Annotated in this window: 14 protein-coding genes; 9 read left to right on the forward strand and 5 right to left on the reverse strand. The window is 68.5% G+C overall.

Going from position 1 to position 14,990, the window contains the following annotated elements; all coding sequences use genetic code 11:
• The first annotated feature begins 29 nt into the window (after positions 1-29).
• The 4 genes from AB0C66_RS33395 (at position 30) to AB0C66_RS33410 (ending at position 4,486) form a co-directional block, all read left to right on the forward strand.
• Positions 30-863 (forward strand): SAM-dependent methyltransferase, encoded by an 834-nt coding sequence (locus AB0C66_RS33395; RefSeq protein ID WP_362447382.1) that lies wholly within the window; start codon positions 30-32, stop codon positions 861-863.
• Positions 864-1,020: 157 nt separating this feature from the next.
• The gene (locus tag AB0C66_RS33400) at positions 1,021-3,465 is read left to right on the forward strand and encodes a hypothetical protein (RefSeq protein WP_362447385.1); all 2,445 of its coding nucleotides are present in this window, start codon (positions 1,021-1,023) and stop codon (positions 3,463-3,465) included.
• 38 nt (positions 3,466-3,503) lie between these two features.
• A complete protein-coding gene (locus tag AB0C66_RS33405; RefSeq protein ID WP_362447387.1) occupies positions 3,504-3,785 on the forward strand; it encodes an acyl carrier protein in 282 nt (93 codons plus the stop codon).
• A gap of 218 nt (positions 3,786-4,003) precedes the next feature.
• Positions 4,004-4,486, forward strand: coding sequence for a DUF2867 domain-containing protein (locus AB0C66_RS33410; protein WP_362447390.1), 483 nt, complete (start codon positions 4,004-4,006; stop codon positions 4,484-4,486).
• 91 nt (positions 4,487-4,577) lie between these two features.
• Here the strand turns inward: AB0C66_RS33410 and AB0C66_RS33415 are convergent, their stop codons facing one another.
• The 3 genes from AB0C66_RS33415 to AB0C66_RS33425 form a co-directional block, all read right to left on the reverse strand.
• The gene (locus AB0C66_RS33415; protein ID WP_362447393.1) at positions 4,578-5,576 is read right to left on the reverse strand and encodes a beta-ketoacyl-ACP synthase 3; all 999 of its coding nucleotides are present in this window, start codon (positions 5,574-5,576) and stop codon (positions 4,578-4,580) included.
• 100 nt (positions 5,577-5,676) lie between these two features.
• Positions 5,677-7,305, reverse strand: coding sequence for an AMP-binding protein (locus AB0C66_RS33420; protein ID WP_362447396.1), 1,629 nt, complete (start codon positions 7,303-7,305; stop codon positions 5,677-5,679).
• A 114-nt stretch (positions 7,306-7,419) separates the two neighbouring features.
• Positions 7,420-8,427, reverse strand: a complete 1,008-nt coding sequence (locus tag AB0C66_RS33425) for an acyl-CoA desaturase (protein ID WP_362447398.1) — start codon at positions 8,425-8,427, stop codon at positions 7,420-7,422.
• A gap of 842 nt (positions 8,428-9,269) precedes the next feature.
• Between AB0C66_RS33425 and AB0C66_RS33430 the strand changes: the two genes are divergently transcribed.
• The 5 genes from AB0C66_RS33430 to AB0C66_RS33450 are packed head-to-tail and all read left to right on the forward strand — an operon-like array spanning position 9,270 to position 13,752.
• A complete protein-coding gene (locus AB0C66_RS33430; protein ID WP_362447401.1) occupies positions 9,270-9,524 on the forward strand; it encodes an acyl carrier protein in 255 nt (84 codons plus the stop codon).
• Positions 9,521-10,384, forward strand: coding sequence for a cyclopropane-fatty-acyl-phospholipid synthase family protein (locus AB0C66_RS33435; RefSeq protein ID WP_362447404.1), 864 nt, complete (start codon positions 9,521-9,523; stop codon positions 10,382-10,384). Before AB0C66_RS33430 ends, AB0C66_RS33435 begins: the two co-directional genes overlap by 4 nt.
• A gap of 37 nt (positions 10,385-10,421) precedes the next feature.
• Positions 10,422-11,744, forward strand: a complete 1,323-nt coding sequence (locus AB0C66_RS33440; RefSeq protein ID WP_362447407.1) for an FAD-binding oxidoreductase — start codon at positions 10,422-10,424, stop codon at positions 11,742-11,744.
• Complete coding sequence (locus AB0C66_RS33445) at positions 11,741-12,769, forward strand: SDR family oxidoreductase (RefSeq protein WP_362447410.1); 1,029 nt, start codon at positions 11,741-11,743, stop codon at positions 12,767-12,769. The genes AB0C66_RS33440 and AB0C66_RS33445 overlap by 4 nt, the downstream gene beginning before the upstream one ends.
• Positions 12,770-12,810: 41 nt before the next feature.
• The gene (locus tag AB0C66_RS33450; protein WP_362447413.1) at positions 12,811-13,752 is read left to right on the forward strand and encodes an SDR family NAD(P)-dependent oxidoreductase; all 942 of its coding nucleotides are present in this window, start codon (positions 12,811-12,813) and stop codon (positions 13,750-13,752) included.
• 21 nt (positions 13,753-13,773) lie between these two features.
• On the opposite strand, the gene AB0C66_RS33455 is transcribed toward AB0C66_RS33450, so the two are convergent.
• Both AB0C66_RS33455 and AB0C66_RS33460 read right to left on the reverse strand, forming a co-directional pair.
• On the reverse strand, positions 13,774-14,361 hold the full coding sequence (locus AB0C66_RS33455; protein WP_362447416.1) for a dihydrofolate reductase family protein: 588 nt from the start codon (positions 14,359-14,361) through the stop codon (positions 13,774-13,776).
• A 101-nt stretch (positions 14,362-14,462) separates the two neighbouring features.
• A complete protein-coding gene (locus AB0C66_RS33460) occupies positions 14,463-14,834 on the reverse strand; it encodes a hypothetical protein (protein ID WP_362447419.1) in 372 nt (123 codons plus the stop codon).
• Positions 14,835-14,990 lie beyond the last annotated feature (156 nt).

Below are 14,990 nucleotides of genomic sequence, written 5' to 3' on the forward strand. Positions count from 1 at the left end.
CGGCAGACACAGCACAAGGGAGAGAGCCCATGGCGAAATCGGTGTTCGACCACGTCTCCGACACCGCGCGCTGGGTCGCGGAGTACCGGGCACAGGAATCCACCCGTCCGGACGCCCTGTTCCACGATCCGCTGGCGGCCGGACTGGCGGGGGAGCGCGGCAGGATCATCGCCGAGGCGGCCAAGCGGTCGTTCGGCAACGGCTGGTTCTTCATCGCGCGCACCAAGCTGATCGACGACCTCATCGAGCGGTCCCTCGCCGAGGGATGCGACCGGGTCATCAACCTCGCCGCCGGGCTGGACACCAGACCGTACCGGCTTCCGCTGCCGCCGTCCCTGGAGTGGATCGAAGTGGACCTCCCGGGGATCGTCGACGAGAAGAACCGGCTCCTGGCCGATGAGTCGCCACGCTGCAAGCTGTCCCGGGTGGCGGTCGACCTCGCCGACGCGACGGCGCGCCGCGGTTGGCTGAGCGAGGCGACCGAGGGAGCCGCGAAGACGCTGGTCATCACCGAGGGACTGCTGCTGTATCTGCCGGAGTCCGAGGTGCGCGAGCTGGCCGCGGAGCTGAAGGGGCCGGAAGTCGCCTGGTGGGTCGCGGACATCATCGGACCCGCCATCCTCAAGATGTCCAGTAAGGCGAGCAGAACGAATAACGCGCCGGTCATCTTCGGACCGGAGAACGGGATTGCGTTCTTCGAACGTGCGGGCTGGACCGTCGAGCGCTTCGCCTCGCAGTTGCCCGCGGCCGCGCATTGGAATCGCCTCTCGCCCATGATGCGAATCGTGGCCCGGCTGCCCAAGGGGAATCCGCGCCTCCCCGGCCGTTCTCTCTGGTCCGCGGTAGTCCGGCTGACGCCGTGAAAAAGCCTGTATCCGCAATGCGTTGACACCGAGTACGGAGGACTGCCAGGATCGAAATTGGGATAGTCGCACGATGTCGGATCGAGGGCGACAGAACGTCAGAACCACTCTCCGACCTTGGTCAGTCCTGATCACGCCTACTGTTGGGATGTTCTAGATGCCCGAGATGGCTCATATCAGTCCCTTCCGCCGGCTGGTGGTTGTTGTCACCGATAGCGAGGTGATGGGCCCGGCGGCGGGCCGCGCGCTTTCCGATCTGGCCGGAGCGCGTGATGTCGAGATTGCCGTTTCACCGGCCGGCAATCCGGTGAATGACGAATACCGTGAAGTGGTCAAGCGCGGTTTAAGGTTTCTTGACCTCGTCGCACCCGAGGACCAGTTCACGCTTCTCACGGTGGAATCCCTCGACGCCGTCCGGGACGCGGTCATCAAGGCGGCACAGGAGCAGAAGACCGTCCTCAGCCTGCTGGTCGTCGACCACGCGGACTACCGCTACCGGATGACCTCGCCCGACGAGCTCAACGAACGGCTCGGCACCCTCTCCCAGGAGCTGGGCGAGACGGTCGAGTTCGAGCCGAGCCCCTACACGGTGCATGTCTACACCGACGCCGATGTCGAGAGCTTCTACTCGGTGGAGCACTTCACCCCGCGCTGGATGCCCGCCGAGGAGTGGGTCGTCCCCGCCGATATCGCCTGCGCGTTCGTCGACTCCGTGCAGTTGCAGAGCAACAGCCGGCTGCGGCCCGCGATGAAGCCGAGCACCATCGCCGACGCCATCGCCGACTTCCTGACCGCCCGGGCCGGAGCCGAATGGGGGCTGCACTACTACACCGGCTCCGGGGTCGCCACCTTCATCGACGACATCGAGCAGCGCGCCGTGGCGGGTGGGAACCCGATCGTCCGCGGCCCCAGCGAGCACAGCCTCGCCTGCTCCGCGCTGGCCCGATACACCCTCGACGGCGCCCCGTTCGCCATCGTGGCCACCAGCGGTATGCACGAGGAGTTCCGCGGGACGCTCGCCAACCACGTGGCCGTCCGCACCAAGGGCTTCATCGTCTGCTGCGACTCCCGCGCCGATCAGTGGCACCCGTTCCAGGGCACCATCCACCGCACCGAGGACAGCCGTCCGTCGCTGCTGGCCCGCGGCTTCCCGGTGGTTCACATCCCGCGGTCCGAGGACATCCCCCGCGGTCTCGCCGAGGCGTTCGAGGCGTACTCGGCCGACCGGGGCCCGGTCATGGTGATCGCCCCCCGCGACGTCCTCCAGACCACCCTCGACCTCGACCGGTCGCCGCAGGCGGAGCCCGTGGCGGCACCCGCCGTGGAGGCCGTCCGCACCCCCGAGGTCGACCGGCTGACCCAGCTGCTCAACTCCGAGCGCCGCAGGCTGCTCTGTCAGGTCGGACCGCTCGGCGACACGGCCAAGGAGCTGCTGTACGAGCTGGCGCACAAGGCGGGTATCGGCCTGGCCGACTCGGTGGCCCAGCCCGGCACCGTGACCCGCTACCACAACGGTCGCACCGTGGATGAGTTCATCGGCACGCTGAGCATGTACGGCTACTCCACCCGCGTCTACGAGTACCTGTACCGCGATGGACGGCTCCGCCCCGGCGACGAGCAGTCGGTGATGTTCCTCGGCACCCAGATCCCGCAGATCGACACCCCGTTCTCCGATTCCCATCTCCGGCAGCTGGCCCCGATCCAGATCACCGAGCGGGAGATCGACCGGGCACCCTTCACCGGACTGGGCATCGTCGCCGATATCGAGGGTGTGCTGCGCACCCTGCTGGACCGGCTGGATGTGGACCCGGAGGTGCTGGCCCACCGGCGGGACGCCATGGCGTCCACCACCGACTCCGACGGCGATGTGATCAGCCTGCTGCCGGTGCTGCCCATGACCACCAACTACTTCTTCCGGCGGCTGCGCGGGGTCCTGGACGGCATCATCCGTGAGCATGACTACCGCTACGTCGGTGTCTACGACATCGGCCGCGCCGGACTCTCCGCGGTCAACAGCCTGCCGCGTACCAGCCCCTGTGTCTCCGGCTGGTACGGCCGGGGGCTGATGGGCGACGGTCTGATGGCCCTGCCCGGCATCCTCACCCGGCGCGAGGAGAACGTCATCTCCTTCACGGGCGACGGTGCCGCCGCCATGACCCCGGATATCGTGCCCACCCTCGTCCAGCAGATCGCGGTCGACCGTGAGCCGTTCCGCCGCAACCTCAGCGTCTTCCGCTTCGTCAACGGCAGCCACTCCGTGATCCGCACCTACCGCGAGAGCGTCAAGCCCTCGGCCGTCAGCGGCCAGACCGGGGTGCTGACCTTCACCCCGGAGGACTACGAGCGGCGGTACGGCGGGCTGACGGTCCGCCACCGCCGGATCGCCGGGTTCGACGATGTGCCCTTCGCCGAACAGCTCCAGGAGCCCGGCACCATCAACCTCTACTCGGTGATGGTGGGGCACAACAACGAGGGCGACGGGCTGAGCCGGTTCTCCTCGCTGGGCTGGCAGCGCGATGAGCTCTCCCCGAAGGCGCTGGCCATGGCCGGGGTGCCGATCTCGCCGCAGACGCAGACGCAGACGCAGACGCAGACGTCGTGACCGGGACCGGCGTCGGCGCATCGACCGAAGGAGCGGATATGGAGCGCGCCCAGCTCGAGGAGCGGGTGATCACGCTACTGGCCGAGGCCGTGGTGATGCCGCGGGAGGATGTCGCGAACCCGCGGACCAATCTCCGCGAAGACCTCGGCATGGACTCGATGGACTACGTCGACCTCATCACCGTGCTGGAGCGCGAACTCGGCCAGCATGTGGAGCGGGAGCAGCTCTCCTGGGTCCGCACCGTGGGAGATGTGGTCGACCTGGTGTGCGAACTGGCCGCCAAGCGGGAAGACACCCAGACCCCGCGGACGAGCGCCTGAGCCGATCGATCCGGACCCCTTTCCGGTGAGTGATCGGGCGCGGCCGTCAGCCGACCGGAGGAATCCGGTCGGCTGACATGTCGCGGAGAGCGGTGCGGGATTCGGCGGATAGTGAAGCGCCGTCTTCCGGCCGTTCGTCAGCAGCGGGTAAGGTGCGGGGCCATCATGGGCCGTCAGGCCATAAGTCCCCGCCAGCGATTCCCAAGGAGCCCTCTCCCATGGCCACTGCGCGCGCACAGCGTGTCGACGTTCCGCGAGCACTTCTGGACGGGCGGAAATTCACGGGATTCCAATACGAGTCGGCGTATCAATTGCCCGTCGAGGACGCGCGGAAGTTGACGCCCGAACAATGGGGCCGGGCCACCTTCGAGGACGCCCCAGGGGTCCTGCGGTGGTTTCTCCGGTTCGGCTGGACCAAGGTCCTCGGCTTACGGATGGGCCCGAAGTCCGCCTCGCCGCGGCATGTGCTGGGCTGGCACATCTCGGATTCCGACGATGGGATGATGACCATCGAGGCCCATTCCGGGATCGTCGCGACCTACAACATCGTCCTGGTGAACGACGGGGATGTTGTCTGGGTGACCTTTGTGCGTTTCAACAAGGGAATCGCACGTGCCGTCTGGGGCATGGCCAAACCGATCCACCAGATGGCTGTGCCGTATCTGCTCAAGCGCGCCGACCGCACCCGCGCCACCGGCTGACCGGGCGGGCCGGGCCATACGAGGGGGCGGACCCGGAACCGGGTCCGCCCCCTCGTGCCGTTGGGTCCGCGGGCACGGGGCCCGCCGGGGCTCAGGGCAGTGCGACGACGGTGGCCGCGTACGACAGCCCCGCACCGTAGCCCACCAGCAGCGCCAGATCCCCGGGGCTGGTCGCGTCGGAGGACATCAGCGCCTCCATCGCCAGCGGGATGGAGGCCCCCGAGGTGTTTCCGGTGGTCACGATGTCCCGGGCGATGACGGTGGACTCGGGCAGCCCCAGCCGCTTGGCCATCGCGTCGATGATCCGCGTATTGGCCTGGTGCGGAATGAAGGCATCGATGTCGGCCGCGGACACCCCGGCGGCGGCCAGGGCCCGCTCCGCCACCTTGGACACCTCATAGACCGCCCAGCGGAACACCTTCTGTCCCTGCTGCTGAAGGGCGGGCCACCGAAGACCGCGGTCGGTACGTAACGCGTCCCATGGCACGGTCTGCGAGATGGCCTCGGTCTGGGAGCCGTCGGCGCCCCAGACCACCGGGCCGATCGCGGGCGTCCGCGACGGTCCGACCACCACCGCGCCCGCTCCGTCACCGAAGATGACCGCCGTCGAGCGGTCGTCCAGGTCGAGCAGATCGGTCATCCGCTCGGCCCCGATCACCAGCACATGGCCACCCCGGGACCGCACCGCGTCCGCGGCCAGCGAGAGACCGTGCACAAACCCCGCGCATCCCGCGGACACGTCGAACGCGGCGGCGTGTGTCCCCAGCCGGTGTGCCACCTCGGCCGCCACCGCGGGCGTCTGCCGCAGATGGGTGAAGGTGGCCACGATGACACAGTCCAGGGCGTCGGCCGCGACTCCCGCGGCGGCCAGCGCCTTGCCCGCGGCGGCCACCGCCATATCGGCGATGGTCTCGTCGGGATCCGCCCAGCCGCGGGCGGTGATTCCGGTGCGGGTGCGGATCCACTCGTCGGAGGAGTCCACCCGGTGGCACAGCTCCTCATTGGTCACCGCACGGCGGGGCCGGTAGGCGCCCATGCCGAGGATACGGGCGTGCGGTGCGCCCTCGGACGGTGTGATCCGCGCCTTCATGAGCGATGCCTCCGAGGAGAGGGGGCGGAGCCGGCCGCGGGCGCCCGAACGGTGGCCGGGAGAGCGGCCGTTGGAGTGGGGGTCATGGACGTCCTCCTCGTCAGGCGAACGCCACACGGGCCAGTGGTTCGATCCGGTCCCCGTCCAGCATCGCCCGGCAGCGGAACCGCTGGATCTTTCCGCTGGGGGTCTTCGGCAGGCTGCCGCGCGGCAGGAACACACACTCCGACAGCGCGACACCCGACTTCTCCAGCGCCACCGCCGCCGCCCGGTCCGCGATCGGCCGGTAGTCCCGCGGCTTGCCCTGGGCCTCCAGCATCAGCACCAGCCGGGGCAGTTCCCGCGAGCCACCGATGTCCACCACCGCGGCACACCCCTTGCGCACCTGCGGGAAGGAGTCCACGGCCGACTCGATCTCCGCGGCATAGATCTTCCGTCCGCCGACGGACAGCATGTCGTCCGAGCGCCCCATCACATACAGCTCGCCGTCGTGGACGAAGCCCAGGTCGCCGGTGCGCAACCGACCCGCCACGAACCGGTCGGCGGTGCGCTCGGGGTCGGCGTGGTACCCCCGGGCCAGGCTCGGCGAGCCGACCTCGATCTCGGCCACCTCGCCCGAGGACCCGGCCACCAGCTCGACCCCGGGCAGCGCCACTCCGTTGGAGACCAGCCGGGTGGCGCGGGGGTGGTCGGCGGAGACTTCCACCGCCTTCTGGTCCAGCAGCGCCGCACCGTCGAAAACCAGTGAGGACGGGGCGTCGGCCCACGGTTTGCCGGTCACCGCGAGAGTGGCCTCGGCCATGCCGTAGGCGGGCTGGAAGGCGGTGTCGGACAGTCCGAACCGGCCGAATTTCTCGGTGGCCAGGGACAGGGTGTCCCAGTCGACGCGCTCGGCCCCGATCACCGCGGCCCGCAGCCGCAGCTCCTTGGGGAGCTCCGCGCGGCCCTGTGCGCGGGCGGCGAGATACACCGCGGTGCTGGTGCCCGCGGTCATGGTGGCCTGGTACTCGGACATATCGCGGAACCAGCTGCGGGGCGCCATCGCGAACCGCTCGGGCGTGGACAGCACGAAGTGGAAGTCGTACGACCAGGCGTAGAGCAGACAGCCGAACATCCCCATGTCGTGCGAGAGCGGCAGCCAGGACACCACGGTGTCATTGGCGGGGCGCCCCCCGGTCAGGGCGAGGATGATCCGCATCTGCTCCTCGATGGCGCGGGTGGTGAGCGCACACCCCTTGGGGGTGCTGGTGCTGCCCGAGGAGTACTGGATGAAGGCGATGTCATCCGGCCCGGGCGGGCTGGGCTCGAAGGTGCCGGAGCCGCGCAGCGAGGCCCATCCGGCCACCGGCATCTGCGCGGTCAGCTCCTCGGGCACCAGCGCCGTCAGCCAGTCGTCCACCACCAGCAGTGTCGGGTCCAGCCGTGCGGCCACGGCGGCGAACTGACGGCGGTACTCCTGCTGGCTCTGGCCGCGGGTGGGCAGGGGCAGCGAGGCCACCGCGCCGCCCGCGAGCCAGACGGCCAGCAGCCCGCGCACCGTGTCCGGGGTGTTGGTGAGGATGGTGGCCACCCGGGTGCCCGGCCGCACTCCGTGGGCGCGCAGCCGCGCGGCCATCCCATGGGCGTCGGCGGCCACTTCACGCCACGGTGTGTGCTCGAAGTCCTCACCGGACCAGGCGTGCAGGGTGCCGCCCGCCGAGCCGTTGGTCAGCGCGTTCCACAGTTGCATGGGATGTCCCCCGTCGTCTCGCCCCCGGCGGGTCCGGGCCGCCCGGCCGCTCAGGTGGTGTTCCGGTTGTGTGGTCAGGCGACCCGGCGGTGTCGGCCGGGCGGTACACCGGGGTTATTCGACGTCCACCACCGAAGCCCCCGCGCTCCGTGAGCGGTCGGCCATGGGCGCGATCCGCTGCTGGCCCTCCAGCAGCTCCTGGCGGTCCTGCCGACCCGCCTCCACCCGGCTGACATTGGCCTCCCGCATGGTCAGCCGCTCGGTGTCGATGCGGATGACCTTCCAGGCGAGACGGGTCTTCTCCAGGCTCCAGATGAGGATGGCGCTCAGGTCGAGCTCGTACCACTTCATGCCGTGCCGTGCGGAGCGCGGGAAGGCGTGGTGGTTGTTGTGCCATGCCTCGCCGAACGACGGGATGGCGAGCCAGGCCACATTGCGGGACTCGTCGGTGGTGCTGAAGCGACGCCGTCCGAAGTAGTGGCCGACCGAGTTCACCGCGTAGGTCATGTGGTTGATCAGGAAGATACGGACCAGCCCGCCCCACAGGATGCCGGTCAGCAGAGCCTGTAACGAACCGCCGGTGAGGGCGTACGCGATCACGCCGGGCAGCAGCACACCGGCCAGCACCACCAGGACCAGGTTCTCGCTGAGCCAGCGCAGGGGCTTCTCGCGGACCAGATCCGGGCAGTAGCGGATCGGGTCGGAGGTCAGCCCGTTACGGAACAGCCAGCCGAGGTGGGCGTGCCACAGCCCCGCCATCATGCCCCGGAATCCGGGCTCGAAGTCCAGATGCGGGCTGTGCGGGTCACCGGTCTTGTCCGCGACCCGGTGGTGGCGCCGGTGGTGGGCGGCCCAGATGATCGGCGGGCCCTGGCCGGCCATGGCGCCGGCGGTGGCCAGAGCGACCCGGATCGGCTTGTACGTCTCGAAGGAGCGGTGTGTCAGCATCCGGTGGTAGCCGGTGGAGATGCCGAAGCCGGAGATCGCGTACATGATGATCAGGACGACCACGTCCGACCAGCCGAAGACCTCCTGCCACAGGAGGACCATGGCGCCGAAGACCGCGATGAGCGGAACCACCGACGCCCCGAGGATGAACCAGCGATGTTCCCTACCGTCCATGGGACCTGACTCCCTTTCTGAATCCCTTGCTTCACTTCGCGCACGTGATCACACATGTGGATCGGGCTCGTGGTGGCGGGATGCGCCGGTCGGTCTGTGCCGTGACGCGCGGACGTCCGTGGTGTGGACGGCTCGCTCGCCACGAGCGGCGACGCCGGTGGCCCGGAAGGGAGATGGCCCATGGCGGGAGTGGATCTCGGGGGTGGTTCGGGGTGGCGCGATCGGTGCGGCTGGATTCGGCAGGTTCATGACAGAGGTAACGGGGATTACCTCGTCCCATTCCTCTTCGCCGTCGTTGGATAAGCCGGATGTCGGCGAGGCCGACTCATCCCCGTGCTCTCCCAGTTGATCAGGCATGTCACCCTCTGATCGTCTCATCGACTGACCATCGACCCGGGGCCTCGAACAAAGGCTCGGGCGATGATGGTCCACACACCATTTTTTGATACCGAGCCAAAGGAGTTCAACCCCCTGGCCGGTGGCAGGACGTTGCCAATTTCGGGGAAGTTCTTCGTGGCAGGACGTTGCCAATTTTCACGAAAACACGTGGCCACATGCGCCTCAACCGTTGTGACGTGGGCCATCCTGATCGGGTAGCGCGGTTGAGCACTCTTTCATGGTCCGAAACTCTACGGCACGGTGGGGGAGTTCATGGGGACACTGGAGATGACCTTGCCCGTCGTGCAAGATGGGCAATCGAGTTCGACGGGGCACAGCTCGGGTTCGTTTCTACCGGTTCATCGCGAGTGCCGGGGGTGGGTCCCGCACGGCCGTGCCCGCGTTCCCGCACCATGAGTACCGAGTTTCGGACAGGTCTACGGTCGCGCAACCATTCCAGAGAGGTGAAGCTCGTGATTACCGTCGAGGACGTCTGCGGTCTCATAGCCAAGAAGCTGGGCAGCAAGGCGGATTCGTTCACGCTCAACGCCGATACCGCCTTCGACGAGGTGGGTCTGTCGAGTCTCCAGATCGCCGACATCGTCTACACCATCGAGGATGACGCGGGCATCGAATTCGACCCGAGCCAGGCCGCGAGCGTGAAGACCGTGGGCGATCTGGTGAAGCTGGCCGAGGCCACCAGGGCGAGCGCCGAGTGACGGTCGACTATCAAGGCGCCACCGCCGAATCGATCAAGCACCATTACGACGTCTCCAACGACTTCTACGAGCTGTGGCTGGACGAGGAGTTGACGTACACCTGCGCCCTGTGGGGCGAGGGGGACACTCTGGAGGACGCCCAGCGGCGGAAGCTGGACTACCTGATCGAGGGCGCCCGCGCCCCGGGCGCCCGGCGGGTGCTCGATGTCGGCTGTGGCTGGGGCAGTCTGCTCAAGCGGCTGGTCGGCCCTCATGGCGTCGAGCAGGCCGTGGGGTTGACGCTCAGTAGCAGCCAGGCGGAGTATCTGCACCGGCTGGAGCTGCCCCGCACCGAGATCCGGGTGGAGAACTGGCTCGACCACGAGCCCGGGGAACCGTACGACGCCATCATCTCGATCGGCGCCTTCGAGCACTTCGCGCGCACCGGGCTGTCCCGCGCCGAGCGGGTCGCGGCCTACCGGGAATTCTTCCGGCAGTGCCGGTCCTGGCTCCCCCGGGGCGGTCGTCTCGCGCTCCAGACCAATATCAAGGGCAACAACACGGTCATGGACAAGCGGACCGTCCGTGACCTGATGTTCATCATGGAGACGGTCTTTCCGGAATCCGAGATTCCCGCGCTCTCCGAGGTTCTGGAGGGCAGTGAGAAACACTTCGACGTCGTCACGTTGCGCAACGACCCGGACCACTACAGCCGCACCTGTCAGGAGTGGCTGAACCGGCTGCGGCGGAACCGTGAGAAGGCCCTGGAATGCGTCGGCGAGCTCAATGTCGCCAACTACGAGAGGTACCTGGGCGCGACGGTCGAGCACTTCGCCAAGCGTCACCTGGGACTGTCGAGAATGGTCCTCGAAGCGGTGTGACCGGAAGACACTGGTGGTTCACGTCAAGGGGCCGTAATTGAAGAATCTGAAACACGTCGTGTACTGGCACGACACGGAGTCCGTGGTGTCCGGCCCCCCGCTTCGGGAGTCGGTCGACTGCGATGTGTGCATTGTCGGCGGTGGATTCACCGGACTGTGGACGGCCTACTTCCTCAAGGAGGCCGAACCGGCACTCGACATCCACGTCGTCGAAGCGAAGCATTCCGGTTATGGCGCCTCCGGACGGGCGGACGGATTTGTCACTCCGACCATCGGCAAGGACCTCCAGGCGCTGGTCAAGGAGTTCGGCGCCCGGCGGGCCCTGGAAGCCACCCAGGCGGTCGGCCGGTCCATCCTGGAAATCGGCCGGTTCACCCGCAAGAACAAGATCGACGCGGGATATGAGGCCAATGACTACCTGATGGTCGCCACCGACCGGGGGCAGGTCAGACGGTTGCGGGAGGACCGGGAGCTGGCCGAGCGCATCGGCGGGGTCGCACCCGACATCCTCACCCGTGAACAGGCCCGGGACATCATCGACTCACCCGCCGTCCAGGCCGGTATGCGGGTCGGCGGCGCCCTCATCAACCCGTTCCGGCTGGTGCGCGGTATCGCCCGGGTGGTCCGGGACAAGGGCGTGGTCATCCACGACGACACCCCCTGTCTGCGGGTCGAGCCCGGGGTGCGGACCACCGTCGTCACGGCGGGTGGACGGGTCACCGCCGACAAGGTGGTGCTCGCCACCAATGTGCACATGGACGCTTTCCGGCCGTTCCGGCACCGGGTCGTCCCCATCTGGACCTACGCGATGGTGAGCCAGCCGCTGACGGACCGGCAGGTGGAGCGGGTGCGCTGGGTCGGACGCGAGGGCATGGTGGAGGCCAAATCCCTGCTGACCTGCGCCCGTTTCACCCAGGACAACCGCATGATGTTCGCCGGTGGACCCGCGCCGTACTACTACGGGCGTGACAAGAGACAGCGCAATATGAACCGTCAGGATGTCTACCGCGCCATCCGCCATGAGTTTCAGCGGTTCTTCCCCCAATGGGACGACGTGTCCTTCACCTACGCCTACGGCGGCACCGCCGATGTCGTCCGCGACTACGCACCGCACTTCGGCCGACTGGGACACGGTGTGTTCTATGGATACGGCTACTGCGGCAACGGCATCGCGGCCACCCACACCGGCGGCAAGGTCCTGCGCGACCTGGTGCTCGGCAAGGACACCGACCACTCACGGCTGTTGCTGGTCGACAACGATCAACGCAAGCCCCCGCCGCCGTTCCCGCCCGAGCCCTTCCTCTTCGCCGGAGCCCGGATGGCGCCCCGGCTGATGGACTGGAAGGACGCACGGCCATGAGCACACCGCGGACCGTACTGCTCACCGGTGCCTCCGGTGTCGTCGGCCGGTCGCTGCTGCGGGAGAACACCGCTCCCACGGACGGCCGGGAGGCCGCGGGGCTGCGTATCATCGCCGCCGCCCACAGCGCCCCCGCGCCGGAGGCCGAGCGATCGGTCTCGTGCGATGTCACGGCCGAGCGTCTCGGACTGGACGAGGAGAGCTACGCGGCACTGGCCGACGAGGTGGACGTGGTCATCCACTCCGCCGGGCTGACCGAATGGGGGCTGCCCGTCGAGCGGTATCAGCCGATCAACATCGAGGGCACCCGGCGGGTCGCCGAGTTCGCCGAACGGGCCGGCGCGGTCGTCCACTTCATGAGCACGGCCTTCGTCGCCGCGCTCGCCGACACCGCCCCGGCGCCGCTCGGCGAGGACAATGTGTGCCGCGCCTATATCGAGTCCAAGCACCGGGCCGAGGAGCTGCTGCGCGCGTCCGGAGTGGCACACACCGTCTTCCGGCCCACCAACCTGGTCGGCGACTCGGTGACCGGCTGGACCGCCCAGGGGCAGATCGTCCAGCTGATGTCCGACTGGATCGGCCGTGGCCGGGCGCCCTTCGTCCCCGCCCACGCCGGGATCCGGATGGACTTCGTCCCGCAGGACCTGCTGTCCAAGGCGGTGTTGCGGGCCGTCCAACTCGACGATGAACAAGGGGAGTTCTGGGTCACCTACGGGGAGGAGGCGATGGATGTCCCCGCGTGTCTCCAGGTGGTCGTCAAACACGCGGCCGCGCGGGGCCGTGAGCTCACCGCCCCGCCCATCGTGGACCCCGCCTCGCTGGATCCGGCCGAGTTGGCCCGGATGGCGCCGATGACCCGCTCCTACCTCTCCGTGCTGCGCGATGTCAGCGAGGTCACCGCGTGCAGCGGCGGCGTACTGCCCACCTCCATGCCCGAACTCCGCGAGCGCTACGGCGTTCCCCATGTGGCCGACACCACGGCGTACCTCCGTAGCCTGGAGTACGCCACGGCGCATCTGAGCTGATCCGCGCCCCACGGCGCGCCCCACGACGGAAGGACGGAACGGTGAACGACGGCTGGAACCCACCGGATCTCAGCAAGGCGGTGGCGGTGGTCACCGGCGCCAGCCGGGGCGTGGGCCGTGGTATCGCCGCCGCGCTCGGCGCGGCGGGGGCCACCGTGTATGTCACGGGGCGCAGCGCGCGCGAGGGGAGCCGGACCGAGGGTCTCCCGGGCACGGTGGACGAGACCGCCGAGGAGGTCACCCGGCGTGGTGGCACGGGTGTCGCACTCCGCTGTGATCACCGTGATCCGGCGGACAACGAGGCGCTCTTCGAGCGGATCAACGCCGACCACGGGCGGCTCGACCTGCTGGTCAACAATGCCTGGGGCGGCTACGAGCGCTCCTCCGAGGTGCGCTTCGACGCCCCGTACTGGGACCAGCCCATGTGGCGCTACGACCTCTTCGAGGGGTCGCTGCGAGCCCAGTACGAGGTGACCCGCCGTCTCACCCGGCTGATGCTTCCGGAGAAGCGCGGTCTGATCGTGGGGATCAGCTTCTCCGACGGGGACATCTACCTGGGCCAGGTCGGTTACGACGTGTTCAAGTCGGCCTCGGACCGTATGTGCCGGGGGTTCGCCGCCGATCTGCGCAAGACCGACATCACGGCGCTCTCCCTGCACCCGGGCTTCGTCCGCACCGAGCGGGTGGAGGCGGCCTGGGACGCCCTCGGCAGCGGTCCCGCCGCGGTGGTGCACACACCGGAGTACGTGGGCCGCGCGGTCGTCTCGCTGCTGGCCGACCCCGAGGTCAAGGAGCACACCGGACAGGTGCTGGCCACCGGTGATCTGGCCGAGCGCTATGGCTTCGACGATGTGGACGGCAAACGGCCGCCGGCCTTCCGGCTGGAGGGGCGGATGACGCTGGCCACGCGGATGGACCGGCTGAACCGGGTGGTGAAGCAGCGCTCGGAACAGCGGCAGCCGGAGAAGGAGCAGCGGCCGTAGCGGCAGTCGGGTGGCCGACGCTCAGCCCCGCGCCGTGGACCCGGACCGCCGGTAGTGGAGCATCACCACACCATTGCCGAAGGTGCGGGTCCCCGCCAGCTCCAGCGCGGTGGTGGTGTCCGAGGGACGGAAGAGGGATCTGCCCCGGCCGAGCAGGACCGGATGGACATAGATCCGGTACTCGTCGATCAGGTCGTGCTGACGGAATGTCTCGGCCAGGTCGGCGCCGCCGAGCGCCATATCGCCACCCGGCCGTGCCTTCATCGCCTTGATCTCGTCCACGTCGACCTCGGGCAGGACGGTGGTGTTCCAGTCGGCGCGGGTGAGCGTCCGGGAGTACACGATCTTCGGCATCTCCCGCCAGATCGCGGCGAATTCGGCCATGGGCTCGGAGCAGGACGGATCGTCGTCGGCCGTCGGCCAGAAGTCGGCCATCAGCTCGTGGGTGACCCGTCCGCAGAGGAAGGCGCTCATGGCCGCGGCGTTCTCATTGAAGTGGCGGTGCAGCTCGTCGTCGACCTGATGCCAGTCGATCTCGCGGTTCGGCCCCTCGAAATAGCCGTCGAGGGACACCGACATGGACACGATGATCTTTCTCGGAGCGGTCATGGCGGTGACGATACGCCTGCGGGGCGTAGCGGAACCGGCCGGACCCGGGGTCCGGGCCGACCGGTTCCGCCGCGGTGTCATACGCCCGGAGGCGCGGAGGGTCAGACCTCCAGTTCGCCTTCGATCTTGCGCAGCTGGTGACGGGCCATGGCCAGATTGGCGCGGTTCTTGTCCAGCGCCAGATAGAGGAAGAGGCCCTGGCTGTCACGTCCCTTCAGCAGCCGGATCAGGTGGTACTGGGTGCCGAGGGTGATGAGGATGTCCTCGATGCCGTCCTTGAGGCCGAGCTGTTCCATGGTGCGCACCTTGGCGCGCACCACATCGGTATTGCCCGCGGCGGCCACCGTCAGGTCGAGGTCCTTCCCGCCGCCGACGGTGCCCAGGGCCATACCGCTGGAGTAGTCGACCAGCGCGACACCGATGCTGCCCTCGATGGTCATGGCCTCTTTGAGCGCGGTCTGGGTGTTCGCCATGATGAAGGTTCCTTTCGATCGGGTGATGTCCGGGTCGGCCCGGACAGTGATGGTGCGGTCGTGCGTCGGTGCCGCGGTCGCGGCGGTGCAACGGGCCGTGGCAGGGCCGTGGAGCGACCCGGCGTGGCTCGGTGTGGTTCGGGCGGTTCGGGGAGG

The sequence above is a fragment of the Streptomyces sp. NPDC048636 genome (assembly GCF_040650655.1).
Taxonomy (GTDB): domain Bacteria; phylum Actinomycetota; class Actinomycetes; order Streptomycetales; family Streptomycetaceae; genus Streptomyces.

Excerpts from the sequence above, each read along its gene's own strand:
- AB0C66_RS33395 (WP_362447382.1), top strand. The coding sequence starts at position 30 with ATGGCGAAATCGGTGTTCGACCACGTCTCCGACACCGCGCGCTGGGTC.
- AB0C66_RS33400 (WP_362447385.1), top strand. The coding sequence starts at position 1,021 with ATGCCCGAGATGGCTCATATCAGTCCCTTCCGCCGGCTGGTGGTTGTT.
- AB0C66_RS33405 (WP_362447387.1), top strand. The coding sequence starts at position 3,504 with ATGGAGCGCGCCCAGCTCGAGGAGCGGGTGATCACGCTACTGGCCGAG.
- AB0C66_RS33410 (WP_362447390.1), top strand. The coding sequence starts at position 4,004 with ATGGCCACTGCGCGCGCACAGCGTGTCGACGTTCCGCGAGCACTTCTG.
- AB0C66_RS33415 (WP_362447393.1), bottom strand. The coding sequence starts at position 5,576 with ATGAAGGCGCGGATCACACCGTCCGAGGGCGCACCGCACGCCCGTATC.
- AB0C66_RS33420 (WP_362447396.1), bottom strand. The coding sequence starts at position 7,305 with ATGCAACTGTGGAACGCGCTGACCAACGGCTCGGCGGGCGGCACCCTG.
- AB0C66_RS33425 (WP_362447398.1), bottom strand. The coding sequence starts at position 8,427 with ATGGACGGTAGGGAACATCGCTGGTTCATCCTCGGGGCGTCGGTGGTT.
- AB0C66_RS33445 (WP_362447410.1), top strand. The coding sequence starts at position 11,741 with ATGAGCACACCGCGGACCGTACTGCTCACCGGTGCCTCCGGTGTCGTC.
- AB0C66_RS33455 (WP_362447416.1), bottom strand. The coding sequence starts at position 14,361 with ATGACCGCTCCGAGAAAGATCATCGTGTCCATGTCGGTGTCCCTCGAC.
- AB0C66_RS33460 (WP_362447419.1), bottom strand. The coding sequence starts at position 14,834 with ATGGCGAACACCCAGACCGCGCTCAAAGAGGCCATGACCATCGAGGGC.